This window comes from Variovorax sp. CCNWLW186, from assembly GCF_037203865.1.
GTDB lineage: Bacteria > Pseudomonadota > Gammaproteobacteria > Burkholderiales > Burkholderiaceae_C > Variovorax.
Window position 1 is genome coordinate 112,366 of sequence record NZ_JBBCBO010000002.1, and the last position, 19,056, is coordinate 131,421.

Here is a 19,056-nt window from a genome sequence, read left to right on the forward strand (position 1 = left end):
ATGGGACGACCCGCCAAATTCACACATTCGCAGCTCCAGGCCGCCGCACTGGCCCTTGTCGACAGGGAAGGGCTCGCAGGGCTTTCCATGCGCGCGCTTGCCGCCGAACTCGGCACGGGCGCCATGACGCTCTACAACTACGTGAAGCAGCGCGAGGACATCGATCTGCTGGTGGTGGAGGCGGTGATCGGCGAGGCGCGCTGGCCGCTTGTCAACTATGCGCAATGGCAGGACGAGGTCCGGGCGATTGCCACGGCGTTGTGGCAGGCGGTGCGGGCGCATCCGCATGCCATTCCGCTGATCCTCACGCGTCGAAGCCGGTCGCCGGCGGTGTTCGAGGTGACCGAGGCGATGCTGCGTGCGCTGGCCCGCAGCGGGCGCTCGGGGGAGGGGTTGCTCGTCGCATTCCGCGCGGTGTCGGCGCTGATCACGGGGCTTGCGCAAGCCGAGCTGGCGGGCCCGCTGGCGCTGCAGGCCGCGGAATCGGCGGAGCTCACCATCGCGCGCTTCAGGGCCTTGCCAAAGGAGCGTTTCGCGCACCTGATCGACATTGCGAATGCGGCCGCAGGCAGCACGGCCGACAGCGAATTTCATGCGAGCCTGGATCTGCTTTTGGCGGGCCTGTCCGCAAACGGCGGCGGCAGGCGCTGACCTGCCTCAGGCAGCGGCGTTCCACCCGAAGAACCGCAGCACTTCGTCCTGCTGCCGCATCGCGTCGGCCCGCCCGAGCGCCATCAGCTCGCGCGTGTAGCCCGATTCGAACAGCAGGTAGCTCGCAAGCGCGCCGCCCTTCACGTCGGCCGCAACCTTGGAGCCACCGAGCAGGTGGCGCACCGCGCCGGGCAGCGCATCGACATGGCGAGCCGCAATCACGTCGAGCCGCTCCGACGGAGAAATCACCAGCAGGTCGAGCGGGCGCAGCGAGCTGGACTTGCGGGCTTCTTCAGGAATGAGGCCGAGCGTGTGGTTGATGCGCCGCAGGCGCTCGATGTCCACGGCCAGCGCGTCCAGAAAGATGCTCGACAGCGCATGGCCCGCGATCTGCGCCATGGTGGGATAGCCGCTGTAGGTGTTGGGCGCGTCGGTGTCGCGCGGCTCGTGCATGCGGCCCGCGCCAATCACCAGGATGCGCTGGGCGCCCAGGTGGATTGCCGCGGCAATGGGCGCCGACTGCCGCATCGAGCCGTCGCCGAAATATTCGGTATGCCCCTGCATCGGCAGCGCCGTGGCCGGAAACACGAAGGGAATGGCCGACGAGGCCAGCAGGTGCGCATGGCTGATGCGGTCGCGCACGGAAAGTCGCTGCGAGCGCACCCAGGGTTCCATCGGCGCGGCGGCTTCGAAGAAGGTGACGTGCTCGCCCGAGCTGTAGCTCGACGCGGTCACCGCCAGCGCGCGCAGGTGGCCTTGCTGCATGAGCTGCGGCAGCCGGTCGAGCGGCACCATGCGGGCCAGCAGCTCGGCCAGCGGCGCGTTGTCGAGCAGGGAGCGGGGCTTGATGCGCATCCAGTTGGCGGCAAATCGCCCCAGCCCGAGCAGCATGCGCCAGCGCGTGCCGCTGCCGAGCACGGAGAGCGAATCGGCGCGGTAGACCTGCCCCGCGTGAAAGTTGCGCCAGACCTGGGCAATGTGCGCGACCACTCCGTCGAAATCGTCGGCGCCGCAAGCCAGCGCGGCGGCGTTGATGGCCCCGGCCGAGGTGCCGGTGATCACGGGAAAGGGATTGGGCTGGCCCGCGAAACCGGCCGTTCGCCGGATTTCGGAAATGGCTTCGAGCACGCCGACCTGGTAGGCAGCCCGGGCGCCGCCGCCGGTGAGCAGGAGACCGGTGGCGGGGGGTGTCTCGGGCATCTTCTTGTTGCTGTTGTCTGTTGAAAAGGGGCTTGCGCTCCCGGGTTGTCGGGAAATCCGGCCTTGCCGGGCCGCCCGCGTTGCCCCCAGGTGCAGGAAGGCGAAGCCGCACGAAGTGCGCGGAGGCGCCGGGCGAGCCACTAGACTACCCGCCATTCAGGAGTTAGATCAATGGCACTCACCCCAGAAGGGCTCATGGACGCGCTCAAGGCCGTCCAGGACCCGAACACCGGCAAGGATTTCGTGGCGACGCGCTCGCTCAAGAACCTGCAGATATCAGACGGCGACGTGTCGTTCGACCTCGAGCTCGGCTATCCGGCCAAGAGCCAGCACGCGGCCATGCGCAAGGCGCTGGTGGCGGCGGCCAAGACGGTGCCGGGCGTGAGCAACGTCTCCGTCAACATCGTCACCAAGGTCATCAGCCATGCGGTGCAGCGCGGCGTGCAGCTGATGCCCAACGTGAAGAACATCATTGCGGTGGCATCCGGCAAGGGCGGCGTGGGCAAGAGCACCACGGCCGCCAACCTGGCGCTGGCGCTGGCGGCCGAAGGCGCCGCCGTGGGCCTGCTCGACGCCGACATCTACGGCCCGAGCCAGCCGATGATGCTGGGCATCGAGGGCCGCCCCGAGAGCGAAGACGGCAAGACCATGGAGCCGCTCGAGAACCACGGCGTGCAGGTCATGTCGATCGGTTTCCTGGTCGACCAGGACGAAGCCATGATCTGGCGCGGGCCCATGGCCACGCAAGCGCTGGAGCAGCTGCTGCGCCAGACCAACTGGAAAGACCTCGACTACCTGATCGTCGACATGCCGCCCGGCACCGGCGACATCCAGCTCACGCTGAGCCAGCGCGTGCCCATGACCGGCGCGGTGATCGTCACCACGCCGCAGGACATCGCGCTGCTCGACGCCAAGAAGGGCATCAAGATGTTCGAGAAGGTCGGCGTGCCGATCCTGGGCATTGTCGAAAACATGGCGGTGCACATCTGCTCGAACTGCGGCCATGTCGAGCACATCTTCGGCTCCGAAGGCGGCAAGAAGATGGCCGCGCAGTACGAGATGGAATACCTCGGCGCGCTGCCGCTGGACATCAACATCCGCCTGCAGGCCGACAGCGGCAAGCCCACCGTGGTGGCCGACCCTGACGGCGAAGTGGCCGGCATCTACAAGGCCGTGGCCCGGCAAGTGGCCGTGGGCATTGCCGAGAAGGCCAAGGACTTCTCCTCGAAGTTCCCGACCATCTCGATCAGCAAGAACACCTGACGCATGGTGCGCCCGCCCAGCTTCAGTAAACGCGTGCCGGAGCAGGCGAAGTGAATCTGCTGGCTTCGATGCGCTATCTGGTGGCGCTGAGCGAGCACAAGCATTTCGGGCGCGCGGCGCAGGCCTGCCACATCACGCAGCCGGCGTTGTCGAACGCGCTGCGCTCGCTCGAAAGCGAGTTCGGCGTGGTCATCGTGAAGCGGGGGCGCGTGTACGTGGGCCTTACGCACGAGGGCGAGCGGGTGCTGGCCACGGCGCAGCGCATGCTGCGCGACAACGAGGTGCTGCTGCAGGAGCTGCGCAGCGAAGAGGGGCATCCGCGCGGGCGGCTGCGCATGGCGGCGGTGCCCACCGCCATTCCGATGCTGTCGCGCTTTGCCGCGATGCTGCACGAACTGCACCCCGGTATCGTGCCGGCCGTGCTGTCGATGAGTTCGCAAGAGCTGGAAACAGGGCTCGAGAGCCTCTCGGTCGACCTGGCGCTCGGCTACACCGAGCGCATGCACCTGCCGGGCATCAAGCTCACGGCCTGGCCGCAGAGCGTGGAGCACTACTATCTTTTGAGGCGTGCCGAGCGGCCCTCGGCCGACCGGCTGCGCATCGGCCAGCCGATGTCGTGGGCCGATGCCGGCAAGCTGCCGCTGTGCCTGCTCACGCCCGACATGCACAACCGCTCCATCATCGACCAGGCGTTGCGTGAAGCCGACACGGCCGTGGCGCCGGCCATCGAGACCAACTCGGTACTTACCCTTGCCTTGGCCGTGCTCGCGGGCACGGTGAGCAGCGTGCTGCCCGGCGCCATGGTCGCGGCCGTGCGCAGCTACCGCGAGCTGGAGGCGCTGCCGCTCGTGGGGCCGGAGGTCAAGACGCCGCTCGGCTTCATGACCCAGACCGGCGTGCGCCCCTCGCGGGCGCTCGATGCCGCGCTGGTTTTCCTGCAAACGCCGGCCTGGCGCGAGCAGGTGCGGCTGCACAGCGGCGCGCTCGGCGAGTAACTGGCCGGCGGGCGCGGCCGACTCGGGCCCGGCGCACCATTTAGTTATTGAATCGATCGATGCTCCGATCGAATTTGACGGGCCCAGGGCCGCCCCACACACTCGGTCAGCCCTCAAGCATCGGGGGCAGTTCCGAGACATCGAGAAAAGGCCCAGGCAGTGAACAACCACCCAGCCACGACCCGCGAGACAGCGACAGCCCGCACGCACACCATCGTGCCGCTAGCCACAGCCGACGAAATGCGCGAGCGCATCCGCCGCAAGAGCAAGCTGAAGGGCCGGCAGCCCGAGGAGGCGGCGTTGCTCGAAGTGCGCACGCTCATCGGCGCGCCCCCCGCCGAGGGCCACCGGCGCGACCTGCTCATCGAGCACCTGCACAAGCTGAACGACGCTTTCCGCTGCCTGCACGACCGCCACCTGGTGGCGCTGGCGCGGGAAATGAACATCCCCATGGCCGAGGTGTACGAGGTCGCGACCTTCTATCACCACTTCGAAGTGGTGCGCGGCGGCGACGAAGCGCCGGGCCTCACGGTGCGCGTGTGCGACGGCCTGGCCTGCGAGCTGGCCGGCGCCAAGGATCTGCTGGCGCGCCTGCCCGAACTGCTGGGCGTGGACGGCGACGACGTGCGCGTGATTGCGGCGCCCTGCGTCGGTCGCTGCGAGCAGGCGCCCGCGGTGGTCGTCGACCGCCAGGCGGTGCCGCTCGCGACGACTGCCAAGGTGCTGCAGGCCCTGAAGTCCGACCCCGATGAAGCCACGGTCGCGCATTTCGATGCGGCCGAGTTCGCGCTGAAAAGCGTCTCGCCGCTGCCCGGCGCCATCGAGCGCATGCCGGCATTCACCGACTATGCCACCTACCGCGCGAATGGCGGCTATGCCCTCGCTTCAGCGCTGGTCAACGGCGAGGAAGACGCCGAGGCCATCATCAAGACGATGGAAGACTCGGGCCTGCGCGGCCTGGGCGGCGCGGGCTTTCCGGCCGGGCGCAAGTGGCGCATCGTGCGCGACCAGCCCGCGCCCCGGCTCATGGCGGTGAACATCGACGAAGGCGAGCCCGGCACCTTCAAGGACCGCACGTACCTCGAGCGCGACCCACACCGCTTTCTCGAAGGCCTGGTGGTGGCGGCGCAGATCGTCGGCATCGAGCAGTGCTACATCTACCTGCGCGACGAGTACCACGACTGCCGCGCGCTACTGGAGCGGGAGCTGGCCCGGCTGCAGGCCGATCCGCCGTGCGCACTGCCGCGCATCGAACTGCGGCGCGGCGCGGGTGCTTATATCTGCGGCGAAGAGTCCGCCATGATCGAAAGCATCGAAGGCAAGCGCGGCGAACCGCGCATGCGCCCGCCGTACATTGCGCAGGTGGGCCTCTTCGGCCGCCCGACGCTGGAGCACAACTTCGAGACCCTCTACTGGGTGCGCGACATCGTCGAAAAAGGCGCGGCATGGTTCAGCGGTTTCGGGCGCAACGGCCGCAAGGGCCTGCGCAGCTTCAGCGTGAGCGGCCGGGTGAAGCACCCGGGCGTCAAGCTCGCGCCGGCCGGCATCACGGTGCAGGAGCTCATCGACGAATATTGCGGCGGCATGCTCGACGGCCATTCGCTGTACGCCTACCTGCCCGGCGGCGCGTCGGGCGGCATTCTGCCGGCGCGAATGAACGACATTCCGCTCGACTTCGACACGCTGCAGCCCTACGGCTGCTTCATCGGATCGGCCGCCGTGATGGTGCTGAGCCAGCACGACCGCGCACGCGATGCCGCGCTCAACGTGATGCGCTTCTTCGAGCATGAAAGCTGCGGCCAGTGCACGCCATGCCGCGTCGGCACCGCCAAGGCCGCGGCGCTGATGCAGGCCCCCACGTGGGACAACACCACGCTCGAAGACCTGGCTCAGGTCATGGGCGACGCCTCCATCTGCGGACTCGGACAGGCGGCCCCCAATCCGATTCGGTGCATCCAGCAATATTTTCCGGAGGAGGTGGCATGAACGCCCCGTCCAAGCTCGCGGAGCTCATGCCGCAAACCATCGAATTCACGCTCGACGGCCAACCCATCCAGGCCTTCGATGGCGAGACCATCTACAAGGCGGCCGAGCGCCACGGCGTGGAGATTCCCCACCTGTGCTTCAAGGACGGCTACCGCCCCGACGGCAATTGCCGCGCCTGCGTGGTCGAGGTGAAGGGCGAGCGCACGCTGGCGCCCAGCTGCTGCCGCAACGTGACGGCCGGCATGGAAGTGAAGGCCACCAGCGAGCGCGCCCTCAAGAGCCAGAAGATGGTGGTCGAGATGCTGCTGTCCGACATGCCCGACCAGGGCTACAAGTGGATCGGCGACGACGCCACCCAGCAGCACGGCGAGCTCAGCGCCTGGGCAAAAAAGCTCGACATCGCGGTGCGGCCCGAACTCAAGGCGCTGCGCCGCGAGCAGCCCAGGACCGACATCTCGCACCCGGCGATGGCCGTCAACCTGGACGCCTGCATCCAGTGCAACCGCTGCGTGCGTGCCTGCCGCGAAGAGCAGGTCAACGACGTCATCGGCTATGCCATGCGCGGCGCGGACAGCAAGATCGTGTTCGACCTGGACGACCCGATGGGCGACAGCACCTGCGTGGCCTGCGGTGAATGCGTGCAGGCCTGCCCCACGGGCGCGCTCATGCCCAAGAGCCACATCGGCTCGCAGGAGGTCGATCGCAAGGTCGATTCGGTGTGCCCGTTCTGCGGCGTGGGTTGCCTGGTGACCTACAACGTGAAGGACGAGAAGATCGTCAGCGTCGACGGCCGCGACGGCCCGGCCAACCACAACCGCCTGTGCGTGAAGGGCCGCTTCGGCTTCGACTACGCGCACCACCCGCAGCGCCTGACCAAGCCGCTGATCCGCAAGGCCGGCGTGCCGAAGGACTTCGGCGATACGCCGCGTCCGGACGACTGGAGCGAGTATTTCCGCGAGGCCACCTGGGAAGAGGCGCTCGCGCTCACCACCGGCAAGCTCTCGGGCTTGCGCGACACCTACGGTGCCAAGTCGCTCGCGGGCTTTGGCTCGGCCAAGGGCAGCAACGAAGAGGCGTACCTGTTCCAGAAGCTCGTGCGCACGGGCTTCGGCAGCAACAACATCGACCACTGCACGCGCCTGTGCCATGCCTCCAGCGTGGCCGCGCTGCTCGAAGGCGTGGGCTCGGGTGCGGTGAGCAACCAGGTCAACGACGTGGAGCATGCGGGGCTGATCTTCGTCATCGGCTCCAACCCGACGGCCAACCACCCGGTCGCTGCCACCTGGATGAAGAACGCTGCGCAGCGCGGCGCGAAGATCGTGCTGGCCGACCCGCGCCGCACCGACATCAGCCGCCACGCCTGGCGCACGCTGCAGTTCAAGGCCGACACCGATGTGGCCATGCTCAACGCGCTGATCCATGCCGTGATCGACGAGGGCCTGGTCGACCAGGAGTTCGTGCGCACGCGCGCCAGCAACTACGAGGCGCTGCGCGAGAACGTGAAGGGCTACAGCCCCGAGGCGATGGCACCCATCTGCGGCGTGCCGGCCGAAACCCTGCGCGAAGTGGCGCGCGCCTTTGCCACCGCCAAGGGCTCGATGATTCTCTGGGGCATGGGCGTGAGCCAGCACGTGCACGGCACCGACAACGCGCGCTGCCTCATTGCCTTGGCCACCGTCACAGGGCAGATCGGCAAGCCGGGCTCGGGCCTGCATCCGCTGCGCGGCCAGAACAACGTGCAGGGCGCGAGCGATGCGGGGCTGATCCCGATGATGTTCCCCAACTACCAGCGCGTCGACAACCCGGCGGTGCACGCGTGGTTCGAGAACTTCTGGGGCACGCCGCTCGACGCAACGCCGGGCTACACCGTGGTCGAGATCATGCACAAGGCGCTGGCGCCCGACACCGATCCGCACAAGGTGCGCGGCATGTACATCATGGGCGAAAACCCCGCCATGAGCGACCCCGACCTGAACCATGCACGCCATGCGCTCGCGAGCCTGGAGCACCTGGTGGTGCAGGACATCTTCATGACCGAGACCGCGTGGCTCGCCGACGTGGTGCTGCCCGCAAGCGCCTGGCCCGAGAAGACCGGCACGGTAAGCAACACCGACCGCATGGTGCAGCTGGGCAAGCGCGCGCTCAACCCGCCGGGCGATGCGCGGCCCGATCTCTGGATCATCCAGGAGATTGCCAAGGGCATGGGCCTGCAGTGGAACTACGAGGGCGAAGAGTCCGGCGTGGCAGCGGTCTACGAGGAAATGCGCCAGGCCATGCACGCGGTGATCAGCGGCATCAGCTGGGAGCGGCTGCAGCGCGATTCGAGCGTGACCTACCCGTGCCTGAGCGAGGAAGACCCGGGCCAGCCGACCGTGTTCATCGACGACTTTCCGACCGCGGACGGCCGCGTGAAGCTGGTGCCGGCCGACATCATTCCGGCGAACGAGCGGCCCGATGCCGAATACCCGTTCGTGCTCATCACGGGCCGGCAACTCGAGCACTGGCACACCGGCAGCATGACGCGCCGCGCCACCGTGCTCGACGCGCTGGAGCCCATGGCGACCGCCTCGATGAACCAGGCCGACCTGCTGAAGCTGGGGCTCCAGGCCGGCGACGTGATCACGGTGCAGTCGCGGCGCGGCGAGGTGGCCATCCATGTGCGGCGCGACGACGGCACGCCGAATGGCGCGGTGTTCGTGCCCTTCGCCTACTACGAGGCGGCAGCCAACCTGATGACCAATGCCGCGCTCGACCCGATGGGCAAGATTCCGGAGTTCAAGTACTGCGCGGTGCGCATTGCGCGTGGCGGCCAGCCGGTGGCGGCGGCTGGGTACGGAACCGGCTCGGGCGTGCTGGCAAAAGTGGATTGACGCGGTGCGGCGGTGAGGGCGTGGGCGTGGGTGCGGGCATGGTTTAACCTTTGCGCTCATCTCTCCCGCACCGCTCACCACCACCGGCATGAAAACCAGAGTCCAGTTTCGCCTTCGCATCTACAGGGACGACAGCATCGCCTTCGGCCCCGGCAAGATCGACGTGCTGGAAGCCGTGGCGGAGACCGGCTCGATCTCGGCGGCGGCGCGCAAGCTGGGCATGTCGTACCGGCGTGCCTGGATGCTCATCGACGAGATGAACAACGCCCTCAGTTCCCCGGCCGTGAACACCGCGGCCGGCGGCTCGCGCGGCGGCGGCACCGCGCTCACGCCCGTGGGTGAAGAAATCGTCAAGCATTACCGGGCCATCGAGAATGCCGCGCGCCTGGCCACGGCGGCGGACGTCCGCGCGCTGACGCGCCTGCTCGCGCCCTGATCCGTCCCCCGCGCGCTGTATCCGGAAGGATATCGGCGCCGTCTTCCCGCACCTTCCGCAGAGGCCTTTTAGAGGGGCAACGCGTTCGTGCAACAATTGCGCTGTATCTTCATGAATACGACGCATGCCCTCATCGCCTCGACCGACTGGTTCCCCCTGGGGCTGTCGCTCAAGGTGGCCTCGGTCGCGACCCTGCTGGCGCTGGTTGCCGGCGTGGCGCTCGGCTGGGTGTTTGCGCGCAAGCGCTTTCCGGGCCGCTCGGTGCTCGAAGCCGTGTGCATGCTGCCGCTGGTGCTGCCACCCACCGTCATCGGCTATGCCATCCTGGTGGCCGCGGGGCGCCGCAGCCCACTGGGCAGCTGGCTGCGTGAGCATCTGGACTACAGCATCATCTTCAGTTGGCACGGCGCCGTCGTCGCGTCGGCCGTGGTGGCGCTGCCGCTGGTGCTCAAGTCGGCCAGCGCCGCGTTCGCGGGCGTGGACCGCTCGCTCGAAGCTGCTGCCAGCACGCTGCGCCAGTCGCCGTTTTCCGTGTTCGTGCGCGTCACGCTGCCGCTGGCCTGGCCCGGCATCCTGGCCGGCACGCTGCTCGCGTTTGCACGGGCGATGGGTGAATTCGGTGCCTCGCTCATGGTGGCGGGTTCCATTCCCAAGCAGACCCAGACCCTGTCGATGGCGATCTACGACGCCGCGCAATCCGGCAACGACGACCTGGCATTGCTGCTGGTGGCGGTGACCTCGCTGCTGTCGATCACCGTGCTGGTGCTGTCGAACCGGTTCTTTTCGCTGCGCTGACCGGCTCACCCCCATCCGAAAACCAACATGCGTCCGCTCCGCCTCCTGTCTCTTGTCCTGGTCATGGCATTGCCGCTGAGCGCGGCGGCGCAGCAGATCACCGTGTCCGCGGCGGCCAGCCTGACGGACGCATTCAAGGAGCTGGGCCCCAGGTTCGAAGCCGCGAAGCCGGGCGCCAGGGTGCGCTTCAACTTTGCGGCCTCCGGCGTGCTGCTGCAGCAGATCGCGCAGGGCGCGCCGGTCGACGTGTTCGCGAGTGCCGACCAGGAAACCATGGACCGCGCTTCTGTGCAGAAGCTCGTCGACGCGGACACGCGCCGCAACTTCGCCGGCAACAGCCTGGTGTTGGTCGAGCCGCTCAGGGACGCGGCCGGCGTGAAATCGCTGCAGGACCTTGCCGGCGCGGGCGTGAGAAAAATCGCAATCGGCAAGACGGCGACCGTGCCGGTCGGCCGCTACACGCGGCAGGTGCTGGAAGGGGCAGGGCTCTGGAGCGTGCTCGAGCCCAAGTTCGTGCAGGCCGACAGCGTGCGCCAGGTGCTCGACTATGTGGCCCGCGGCGAGGTCGAGGCCGGGTTCGTCTACCGCACCGATGCGGCCACGGCGGGCGACAAGGTCAAGGTTGCGTTCGCGCCCGCAGGCCACACGCCCGTGACCTACCCTGTCGCCGTGGTGGTCGACAGCAGGCAGAAGGCATTAGGCGCGGATTTCATCGCGTTTCTCTCCAGCGATGCCGCGCGCGAAGTCTTCGCGCGCTACGGCTTCGGCAAGCCATGATCGACGTCGACCTGAAGCTCACGGTCACCGACGGCACACGCCGCTTCGACCTGGCGGCGCGCTTCGCGACCGACGTGCCTTTTGCCGCGCTGTACGGTCCCTCGGGCGCGGGTAAGACGCTCACGCTGCAGGCCATCGCGGGGCTGCTGCATCCCTCCGAGGGCCATGTGCGGCTCGACGGCCGCACGCTCTACGACTCGGCCCACCGCATCGACGTGCCCACGCCGGAGCGGCGCATCGGCTACCTGTTCCAGAACTACGCGCTGTTTCCGCACCTCTCGGTGCGAGAAAACGTGGCTTTCGGCCTGACCGCATGGCACCGGCGCAAGCTGCCGCCGCGCGAGGCTGAAATGGTGCAGTCGCTGCTCGAAGGTTTCGGCCTCGCGGCGCTGGCCGACAGCCGGCCGCAAAAGCTCTCGGGCGGTCAGCAGCAGCGCGTGGCGCTGGCCCGCGCGCTGGCCTGCCAACCGCAGGTGCTGCTGCTCGACGAGCCCTTTGCCGCGCTCAACCCCATGCTGCGCAGTGAGCTGCGCAACGAGCTGGCCCAGGTTCGCCGCCAGTGGGGTATTCCGGTGCTGATGATCACCCACGACATCGAAGACGTGCTGGCCCTGGCCGACGTGGCGTTTGTCTACGACAACGGCAGGGTAGTGCGCGAGATCGACCTGCACAACGCCGAGAGCCGCGACATTGCGCTGCGCGAGGCGGGCGGCGTGCCGGCCGCCGAAGCCACGCCCCTGCACCGCAAGCTGCGCAGCCTGCTGATGCAGGGCGCGCCGGGCGCCTGAGCAAGGCAAAGCCGGCCAGCCACCGCGGATGACCCTCAAACCAGAAGCGCCATGCCGCGGCGCTACGATTGGCGGATGAATCCTTCCATTGACGTTGCCATCGTGATGCGCCGCGAGCGCATCGACAACCGTTGGCAATCCTGGCGCTGGATTCTTGAAAGCGTCGGGCCCGACCAGCCCGGTTTCGGCACCGAACCGCGCCTGCTCGAAGCAAGCGAGAGCGCGCAGCGCTGGCTGCACCCGGGCTTCAAGACAGAACTGTTCCGCGACGACGTCGAGGGCTACCACCTGAATGCCACCACGCCCGCGCCCTGCTGGTTCGTGCTGTGGCGCATGGAAGAAGAGCCCACTATTGCCGACGAGCCGCTGGCACGGCCCGTGGTGGTGAGCCTCAGCTACAACGAGGCCGGCCGCTGGCTCGATGCGCAGGAAACGGTCGAGCAGGTGCCCGCGCCCGAAGAGGTGATCGAGTGGATGCGCGATTTCGTGCAGGCGCACTACGTGATTGAGCCCAAGCGCCGCAAGCGGCCCGAGAGTTTCCGCCCGCTGGTCGACCGCTTCGGCAACGCGGCCAGCGTGTCGACCGAGAAAAAGCGCGGACGCGGAGCGGGCGATGCCTGAGAATTTCTTCGACCGGTGGTCGCGGCGCAAGAAGGAAGCCCGCGAAGAGGCGCCGCCCCCCGTTGTTGCGCAAGAGGCCGAAAAGCCCGCCGATGCGGTCGCCGGAACCGCCATGCCCGTGCCCGCTGCGCTCGAAGCAGCGGTAGCCCTTCCCGCCGAAAACCCGTCCGAAGTTCCCCAGCCCACGCTGGCCGACGCCCAGGCGCTCACGCCCGAGTCCGACTTCCGGCCCTTCGTTGGCAGGAACGTCGCGCCCGAGGTGAAAAACACCGCCTTCAAGAAGCTCTTTGCCGACCCGCAGTTCAACGTGATGGACGGCATGGACACTTATATAGACGACTACTCCGAGTCGACGCCGATTCCGGGCAACGTGCTGCGCCAGATGGCGAGCGCCAAGTTCCTCAAGCTGTTCGACGACGAAGAGGAAGAAGAAAAAAAAGCGCAGGAAACTGCCGGAAAATCAGCGGAAACCCCGCAAGACGCTGCGCCCACGGACGTGGCACAGTCAGAGCACCCGGGAGACTCCCTCCCCAGCCAGCAGGTTGCCGATGCGAAGCCTGCAAGCCAGAAGACCGATGACCACAACGCTGATCTGCGACTGCAACCAGACGATGCCGCTCGAGCCGAAGAAGCTCGGCGCGGCGCTGGCTGAGTCGCTGCCCCTTCACTCCACCCTGTGCCGCCGCGAGGCGCCCGCTTTCCAGCGCGCCATCCGTTCGGGCGACGACGTGGTGGTCGCTTGCACGCAGGAGCGCAAGCTGTTCACCGAGTTGGCCGAACAGACCGAAGGCGCGACCTCGCCGATCCGCTTCGTGAACATCCGCGAGACCGGCGGCTGGAGCCGCGACGCGAAGAACGCCAGCCCGAAGATTGCCGCCTTGCTGGCGCTGGCTCACCTGCCCGAGCCCGAGCCGGTCTCGACGGTGAGCTACGTGAGCCAGGGCCGGCTGCTGATCGTCGGCCCGCTCGACCAGGCCGAGAAGGCCGCGACGCTGGTGGCGGATTCGCTGCAGGTCTCCATCTTTTCCACCGGCCCGGGTGCCACCGGCGGCGCGCAGGAGCGCCGCTGGCCCGTGATGGCGGGACGCGTGGGCTCGCTCACCGGCTGGCTGGGCAAGTTCTCGCTGCGCTGGACACGCGACAACCCCATCGACCTCGACCTGTGCACGCGCTGCAACGCCTGCCTGGGCGCCTGCCCCGACCAGGCGATCGGCCTCGACTACCAGATCGACCTGGCGAAATGCGGCTCGCACCGCGACTGCGAAAAGGCCTGCACCGTGGCCGGCGCCATCAACTTCAGCCGCGCGCCCGAGGCGCTCGATGCGGATTTCGACCTGGTGCTCGACCTGGGCGCCAACGCGCTGATCGACTGGCATGCGCCGCCGCAAGGCTATTTCCACTTGGCGGGTGGGCTCGCGCATGCCGAAGGCTTGTCGACCCTGCTTCGCCTGCGCGAAATGGTGGGCGAGTTCGAGAAGCCCAAGTTCTTCGACTACAAGCAGAAGCTCTGCGCCCACAGCCGCAATGAAGTGGTGGGCTGCAACGCATGCGTCGAGGTGTGCTCGGCGCATGCCATCTCCAGCGACAAGGAGCGCCAGCGCATCGTTGTCAATCCGCAGCTTTGCGTGGGCTGCGGCGCCTGCACCACCGTGTGCCCGACCGGCGCGCTGGGCTACACCTACCCGCGCACGCCCGACCAGGGCCGCAAGCTGCGCACGCTGCTGTCTACCTACACGGGAGCCGGCGGCCGCGATGCCGCGGTGCTGCTGCACAACGAAGAGGGCGGGCAGGGGCTCGTCGAGCAGCTCGGCCGCGCGGCGCAGCTCGGGCGCGGCAAGCGCGACGGCCTGGCCGGCGTGCCCGCGCATGTGCTGCCGGTGGCGCTGATGCATGTTGCCAGCACCGGCATCGACCTTTGGCTCAGCGCCATCGCCTTCGGGGCCTCGCAAGTGGCGGTGCTCTCCACCGGGGAGGAAGCGCCGCAATACCTCGATGCGCTGAAGAAGCAGATGGCCGTTGCACAGGCGCTGCTCACGGGCCTGGGCTACACCGGAACGCATTTCCACCTGATCGAGGCCGCCACGCCGGCCGCGCTCGATGCGGCCATGGCTGGCCTGCGCGCCACGCGGCAGCGCGTGCCGGTCACCGCGGCACGCTTTGCCGTCGGCGGGGAAAAGCGCGGCACTCTGGAGATGACGCTCGACCACCTGATGGCGCAGGCACCCGTGCTTGCGGCGCCGTCGAACGATGCCGCCCCACCCCTCTCAATCCCCCTGCCCGCCGGTTCTCCCTTCGGCGCGATCACAGTCAACAAGGACACCTGCACCCTGTGCCTGGCCTGCGTGAGCGCCTGCCCCGCCAGCGCGCTGCAAGACAACCAGAACGCGCCGCAGCTTCGGTTCATCGAAAAGAACTGCGTGCAGTGCGGCCTGTGCGAAACCACCTGCCCCGAAAACGCGATTGCGCTCGTGCCGCGCCTGCTGGCTGCGCCCGAACGCAAGCAGCCCGTGGTGCTCAACGAGGCCAAGCCCTGGGCCTGCATCCGCTGCAGCAAGCCATTCGGCACGCAGAAAGCCATCGAAGCGATGCTCGGCAAGCTGGCGGGCCACGCCATGTTCCAGGGCGAGGCGCTCGAGCGGCTCAAGATGTGCAGCGACTGCCGGGTCATCGACCTGTACAGCGCGCAGAACGAAATGAAGATCACGCAGCTATGAGCCAGTTTCCCCCCATGACCTCGGCGCTCGACGAGGAGATTGCGCGTGCCGAGGTTTACGGTCTGCTTGCGCGCCTCTGGTACGCCGCGCCCGACGCCGAGCTGCTCGGCGCCTTCAGCGTGGCGCCCACCGAGGCTCCCGCAGCCGGTGCCTTCCTCGAGGAGCCCTGGCGCCAGCTGGTCGGCACGGCGCGCGGCACCGATGCCGCCGCGGTGCATGCCGAATACGACGCGCTCTTCGGCGGCATGGGCAAGCCCGAGGTCTACCTGTTCGGCTCGCACTACCTGAGCGGTTTTCTCAACGACAAGCCGTTGGCGCAGCTGCGCACCGACTTGGCGCGGCTGGGCCTCGCGCGGGACGAGGCCGTGTCCGAAAGCGAAGACCACGTCGCCTGCCTGTTCGAGGTGATGCGCTACCTTATTGCCGGTGACGACGCGGCGGTGTCCAACCTCGCGCAGCAGCAGGCGTTTTTTGCGGCGCACCTGCAGTCCTGGCTGCCGACCTTGTGCGACGCGGTCGCGCAACATCCCAAGGCGCATTTCTATGCGTCCCTGGCGGGTTTCACCCGCGCTTTTGCCGAGGTCGAAGTCCAGGGCTTCGACATGCTCGACTGAGCTTTTTGCTCCGTAGAAATACGATTGTTAGAAATTAGGGTCTAGACTAGTATCCAGATGTACGAAGATCAGTTCACATCTGATTTGCCCCCAGCCACTCCTGGAGATCACATGCAGGACAGCCAAGCGGCCGGTATCAAGCCGGCCTCGCGTCGAGGTTTCTTTTTTGGCGCCGCCACCGCAGGTGCCGCGGTCGCCGCGGTTTCGGTGCTTCCCAAGGTGGCCGAGGCCCCCGCAGCCGTCGAGGCTGCCGCTCCCGAGCTGAAGCCCGCGCCTGAAAAAGGCGGCGGCTATTCGCTCAGCGAACACGTCAAGCACTACTACAAGACCGCTTCGGCCTGAAGCGGACACCCACGATGTTGCTGACCAAGAAAACGACCCCCGCGAACAGCGTGTCGCGGCAAGGGGAACGCGAGTCTTCTCCGTTCATTCACAGCCTGCGGCGCGGCCTTTCGGGCGCGCTGCCCACTATGGACCGGCGTGCCTTTTTGCGCCGCTCCGGGCTCGGCGTGGGCGTGGGGCTGGCTGCCAGCCAGCTCACGCTGATGCGCAAGGCCGAGGCGGCAGGCGATGCCCGTCCCACCGCGGTGGGCGCCGGCAAGGTTGAAATCAAGCGCACGGTGTGCTCGCACTGCTCGGTAGGCTGCGCCTCCGACGCCGTGGTCGAGAACGGCGTGTGGGTGCGGCAGGAGCCGGTGTTCGACTCGCCCATCAACCTGGGCGCGCACTGCGCCAAGGGCGCCGCGCTGCGCGAGCACGGCCATGGCGAGTACCGGCTGCGCTACCCGATGAAGCTGGTCAACGGCAAGTACGAACGCATCAGCTGGGACACCGCGCTCACCGAGATCACGGCCCGGCTGAAAGACCTGCGGCAGGCCAGCGGCCCCGATTCGGTCTATTGGATCGGTTCGTCCAAGCACAGCAACGAACAGTCGTACCTGCTGCGCAAGTTCGTGAGCTTCTGGGGCAGCAACAACTGCGACCACCAGGCGCGCATCTGCCACTCGACCACCGTTGCGGGCGTGGCGAATACATGGGGCTACGGCGCCATGACCAATTCGTACAACGACATGCGTGGCGCCAAGGTGGCCATGTACATCGGCTCCAACGCGGCCGAGGCCCACCCCGTCAGCATGCTGCACATGCTCCATGCCAAGGAGCACGGCTGCAAGATGATCGTGGTCGACCCGCGCTTCACGCGCACGGCGGCCAAGGCCGACGAGTACGTGCGCATTCGCTCGGGCTCGGACATCGCCTTCCTGTTCGGCATCCTGCATCACATCTTCAAGAACGGCTGGGAAGACAAGCAGTACATCAACGACCGCGTCTTCGGCATGGAAAAAGTGCGCGAAGAGGTCCTGGCCAAGTGGACGCCCGACAAGGTCGAAGAGGCCTGCGGCGTGAAAGAGGCGCAGGTGCTCAAGGTAGCCACCTGGCTCAATGAAAACCGCCCCGGCACCGTCGTGTGGTGCATGGGCCAGACGCAGCACACCATCGGCAACGCGATCGTGCGCGCGTCGTGCATCCTGCAGCTGGCGCTCGGCAACGTGGGCAAGTCGGGCGGCGGCACCAACATCTTCCGCGGCCACGACAACGTGCAGGGCGCGACCGACGTGGGCCCCAACCCAGACTCGCTGCCCGGCTACTACGGCATCGTCGAAGGCTCGTGGAGGCACTTTGCCGCCACCTGGGGCGTCGACTACGAATGGATCAAGGGCCGTTTCGCATCGCCCGCGATGATGACCAAGCCCGGCATCACCGTGTCGCGCTGGATCGACGGCGTGCTCGAGAAGAACGAGCTGATCGACCAGGACTCGAACCTTCGCGGCGTGTTCTATTGGGGCCATGCGCCCAACTCGCAGACCCGCGGTCTCGAGATGAAGCGCGCCATGGACAAGCTCGACCTGCTGGTGGTGGTCGACCCGTATCCGTCGGCCACGGCCGCCATGGCCGCCATGCCCGGCCGGCCGGAAGACCAGAATCCCAACCGCGCCGTCTACCTGCTGCCCGCGTGCACGCAGTTCGAGACCAGTGGTTCCGTCACGGCGTCGAACCGCTCGATCCAGTGGCGCGAGAAGGTGATCGAGCCGCTGTGGGAGAGCCGCAGCGACCACATGATCATGCAGCAGTTCGCCGACCGCCTGGGCTTTGGCAAGGAACTGAGCAAGAACTACAAGATGCAGAAGGTCAAGGGCATGGACGAGCCCTTGCCCGACGACATCCTGCGCGAAATCAACAAGACCTGCTGGGCCGTCGGCTACACCGGCCAGAGCCCCGAGCGCCTGCAGGCGCACATGCGCAACATGGGCGCCTTCGACGTGCGCACGCTCAAGGTGAAGGCCGGCGTGAAGGACAAGGTCAACGGCTACGACCTCACCGGTGACTACTTCGGCCTGCCGTGGCCCTGCTACGGCACGCCCGAGCTCAAGCACCCGGGTTCGCCCAACCTGTACGACACGTCCAAGCACGTGATGGAAGGCGGCGGCAACTTCCGCGCGAACTTCGGCGTGGAGCGCGACGGCAAGAACCTGCTGGCCGAAGACGGCTCGCATTCGGTGGGCGCCGACATCACCACCGGCTACCCTGAGCTGGACCACATGCTGCTCAAGAAGCTGGGCTGGTGGGACGAGCTCACCGAGGCCGAGAAGCCGAAGGCCGAGGGCAAGAACTGGAAGACCGACAGCTCGGGCGGGATGATCCGCGTGTTCATGAAGAACCACGGCTGCCATCCGTTCGGCAACGCCAAGGCGCGCGCAGTGGTCTGGAACTTCCCGGACGCCATTCCGCAGCACCGCGAGCCGCTGTACGGCAACCGGCCCGACCTGATGGCCAAGTACCCGACGCACGACGACAAGATGGCGTTCTGGCGCCTGCCCACGCTCTACAAGACCGTGCAGCAGAAGAACATCGCCGACAAGGTGCACGAGAAATTCCCGTACATCATGACCTCGGGCCGACTGGTCGAGTACGAGGGCGGCGGCGAGGAAACCCGCTCGAACCCCTGGCTTGCCGAGCTGCAGCAGGAGATGTTCATCGAGATCAACCCGAAGGTCGCGGCCGAGAAGGGCATTCGCAACGGCGAGCGCGCCTGGGTGCACACACCCACCGGCGCAAAGCTCAACGTGCAGGCCCTGGTCACGGAGCGCGTGGGGCCCGACACGGTCTTTATGCCGTTCCACTTCTCGGGCCGCTGGCAGGGTGTCGACATGCTCGGCTATTACCCGGCGGGCGCTGCCCCGGTGGTACGCGGCGAAGCCATCAACACCGGCACGACTTACGGTTACGACAGCGTGACCATGATGCAAGAGACCAAGACCACGGTCTGCAATGTGGAAAAGGCATAAGG

16 protein-coding genes are annotated in these 19,056 nt (G+C 67.4%); 15 read left to right on the forward strand and 1 reads right to left on the reverse strand.

What is annotated here, in order from left to right:
- On the forward strand, positions 1-651 hold the full coding sequence (locus tag V9K97_RS02990; RefSeq protein ID WP_337316108.1) for a TetR/AcrR family transcriptional regulator: 651 nt from the start codon (positions 1-3) through the stop codon (positions 649-651).
- A 6-nt stretch (positions 652-657) separates the two neighbouring features.
- Here V9K97_RS02990 and V9K97_RS02995 read toward each other — a convergent pair whose 3' ends face one another.
- Positions 658-1,851, reverse strand: coding sequence for a patatin-like phospholipase family protein (locus V9K97_RS02995; RefSeq protein ID WP_337316110.1), 1,194 nt, complete (start codon positions 1,849-1,851; stop codon positions 658-660).
- 171 nt (positions 1,852-2,022) lie between these two features.
- Between V9K97_RS02995 and apbC the strand changes: the two genes are divergently transcribed.
- The 14 genes from apbC (at position 2,023) to V9K97_RS03065 (ending at position 19,054) form a co-directional block, all read left to right on the forward strand.
- On the forward strand, positions 2,023-3,114 hold the full coding sequence (gene apbC / locus V9K97_RS03000; RefSeq protein ID WP_337297145.1) for an iron-sulfur cluster carrier protein ApbC: 1,092 nt from the start codon (positions 2,023-2,025) through the stop codon (positions 3,112-3,114).
- Positions 3,115-3,164: 50 nt separating this feature from the next.
- Positions 3,165-4,109 (forward strand): LysR substrate-binding domain-containing protein, encoded by a 945-nt coding sequence (locus V9K97_RS03005; protein WP_337316112.1) that lies wholly within the window; start codon positions 3,165-3,167, stop codon positions 4,107-4,109.
- A gap of 240 nt (positions 4,110-4,349) precedes the next feature.
- A complete protein-coding gene (locus tag V9K97_RS03010) occupies positions 4,350-6,095 on the forward strand; it encodes an NAD(P)H-dependent oxidoreductase subunit E (protein ID WP_337316472.1) in 1,746 nt (581 codons plus the stop codon).
- On the forward strand, positions 6,092-8,965 hold the full coding sequence (gene fdhF, locus V9K97_RS03015) for a formate dehydrogenase subunit alpha (RefSeq protein ID WP_337316114.1): 2,874 nt from the start codon (positions 6,092-6,094) through the stop codon (positions 8,963-8,965). Before V9K97_RS03010 ends, fdhF begins: the two co-directional genes overlap by 4 nt.
- Before the next feature lie 88 nt (positions 8,966-9,053).
- Positions 9,054-9,401 carry a winged helix-turn-helix domain-containing protein gene (locus V9K97_RS03020; RefSeq protein WP_157615313.1) on the forward strand — a complete coding sequence of 116 codons (348 nt, stop codon included), beginning with the start codon at positions 9,054-9,056 and terminating at the stop codon, positions 9,399-9,401.
- Positions 9,402-9,512: 111 nt separating this feature from the next.
- A complete protein-coding gene (gene modB, locus V9K97_RS03025) occupies positions 9,513-10,196 on the forward strand; it encodes a molybdate ABC transporter permease subunit (protein WP_337316116.1) in 684 nt (227 codons plus the stop codon).
- A gap of 27 nt (positions 10,197-10,223) precedes the next feature.
- Positions 10,224-10,973 (forward strand): molybdate ABC transporter substrate-binding protein, encoded by a 750-nt coding sequence (modA, locus tag V9K97_RS03030; protein WP_337316118.1) that lies wholly within the window; start codon positions 10,224-10,226, stop codon positions 10,971-10,973.
- Positions 10,970-11,761: an ABC transporter ATP-binding protein gene (locus V9K97_RS03035; protein ID WP_337316120.1), complete on the forward strand. Its 792-nt coding sequence runs from the start codon at positions 10,970-10,972 to the stop codon at positions 11,759-11,761. Before modA ends, V9K97_RS03035 begins: the two co-directional genes overlap by 4 nt.
- Before the next feature lie 51 nt (positions 11,762-11,812).
- Positions 11,813-12,382, forward strand: a complete 570-nt coding sequence (locus V9K97_RS03040; protein ID WP_337316122.1) for a DUF3305 domain-containing protein — start codon at positions 11,813-11,815, stop codon at positions 12,380-12,382.
- Positions 12,375-13,034 carry a DUF3306 domain-containing protein gene (locus V9K97_RS03045; RefSeq protein ID WP_337316124.1) on the forward strand — a complete coding sequence of 220 codons (660 nt, stop codon included), beginning with the start codon at positions 12,375-12,377 and terminating at the stop codon, positions 13,032-13,034. Before V9K97_RS03040 ends, V9K97_RS03045 begins: the two co-directional genes overlap by 8 nt.
- Positions 12,958-15,096 carry a 4Fe-4S dicluster domain-containing protein gene (locus V9K97_RS03050; protein ID WP_337316126.1) on the forward strand — a complete coding sequence of 713 codons (2,139 nt, stop codon included), beginning with the start codon at positions 12,958-12,960 and terminating at the stop codon, positions 15,094-15,096. The genes V9K97_RS03045 and V9K97_RS03050 overlap by 77 nt, the downstream gene beginning before the upstream one ends.
- Positions 15,093-15,710 carry a TorD/DmsD family molecular chaperone gene (locus V9K97_RS03055; RefSeq protein ID WP_337308446.1) on the forward strand — a complete coding sequence of 206 codons (618 nt, stop codon included), beginning with the start codon at positions 15,093-15,095 and terminating at the stop codon, positions 15,708-15,710. The genes V9K97_RS03050 and V9K97_RS03055 overlap by 4 nt, the downstream gene beginning before the upstream one ends.
- A gap of 111 nt (positions 15,711-15,821) precedes the next feature.
- Complete coding sequence (locus V9K97_RS03060) at positions 15,822-16,052, forward strand: formate dehydrogenase (RefSeq protein ID WP_157615302.1); 231 nt, start codon at positions 15,822-15,824, stop codon at positions 16,050-16,052.
- Positions 16,053-16,066: 14 nt separating this feature from the next.
- Positions 16,067-19,054, forward strand: a complete 2,988-nt coding sequence (locus tag V9K97_RS03065; protein ID WP_337316128.1) for a formate dehydrogenase subunit alpha — start codon at positions 16,067-16,069, stop codon at positions 19,052-19,054.
- Positions 19,055-19,056: the final 2 nt, after the last annotated feature.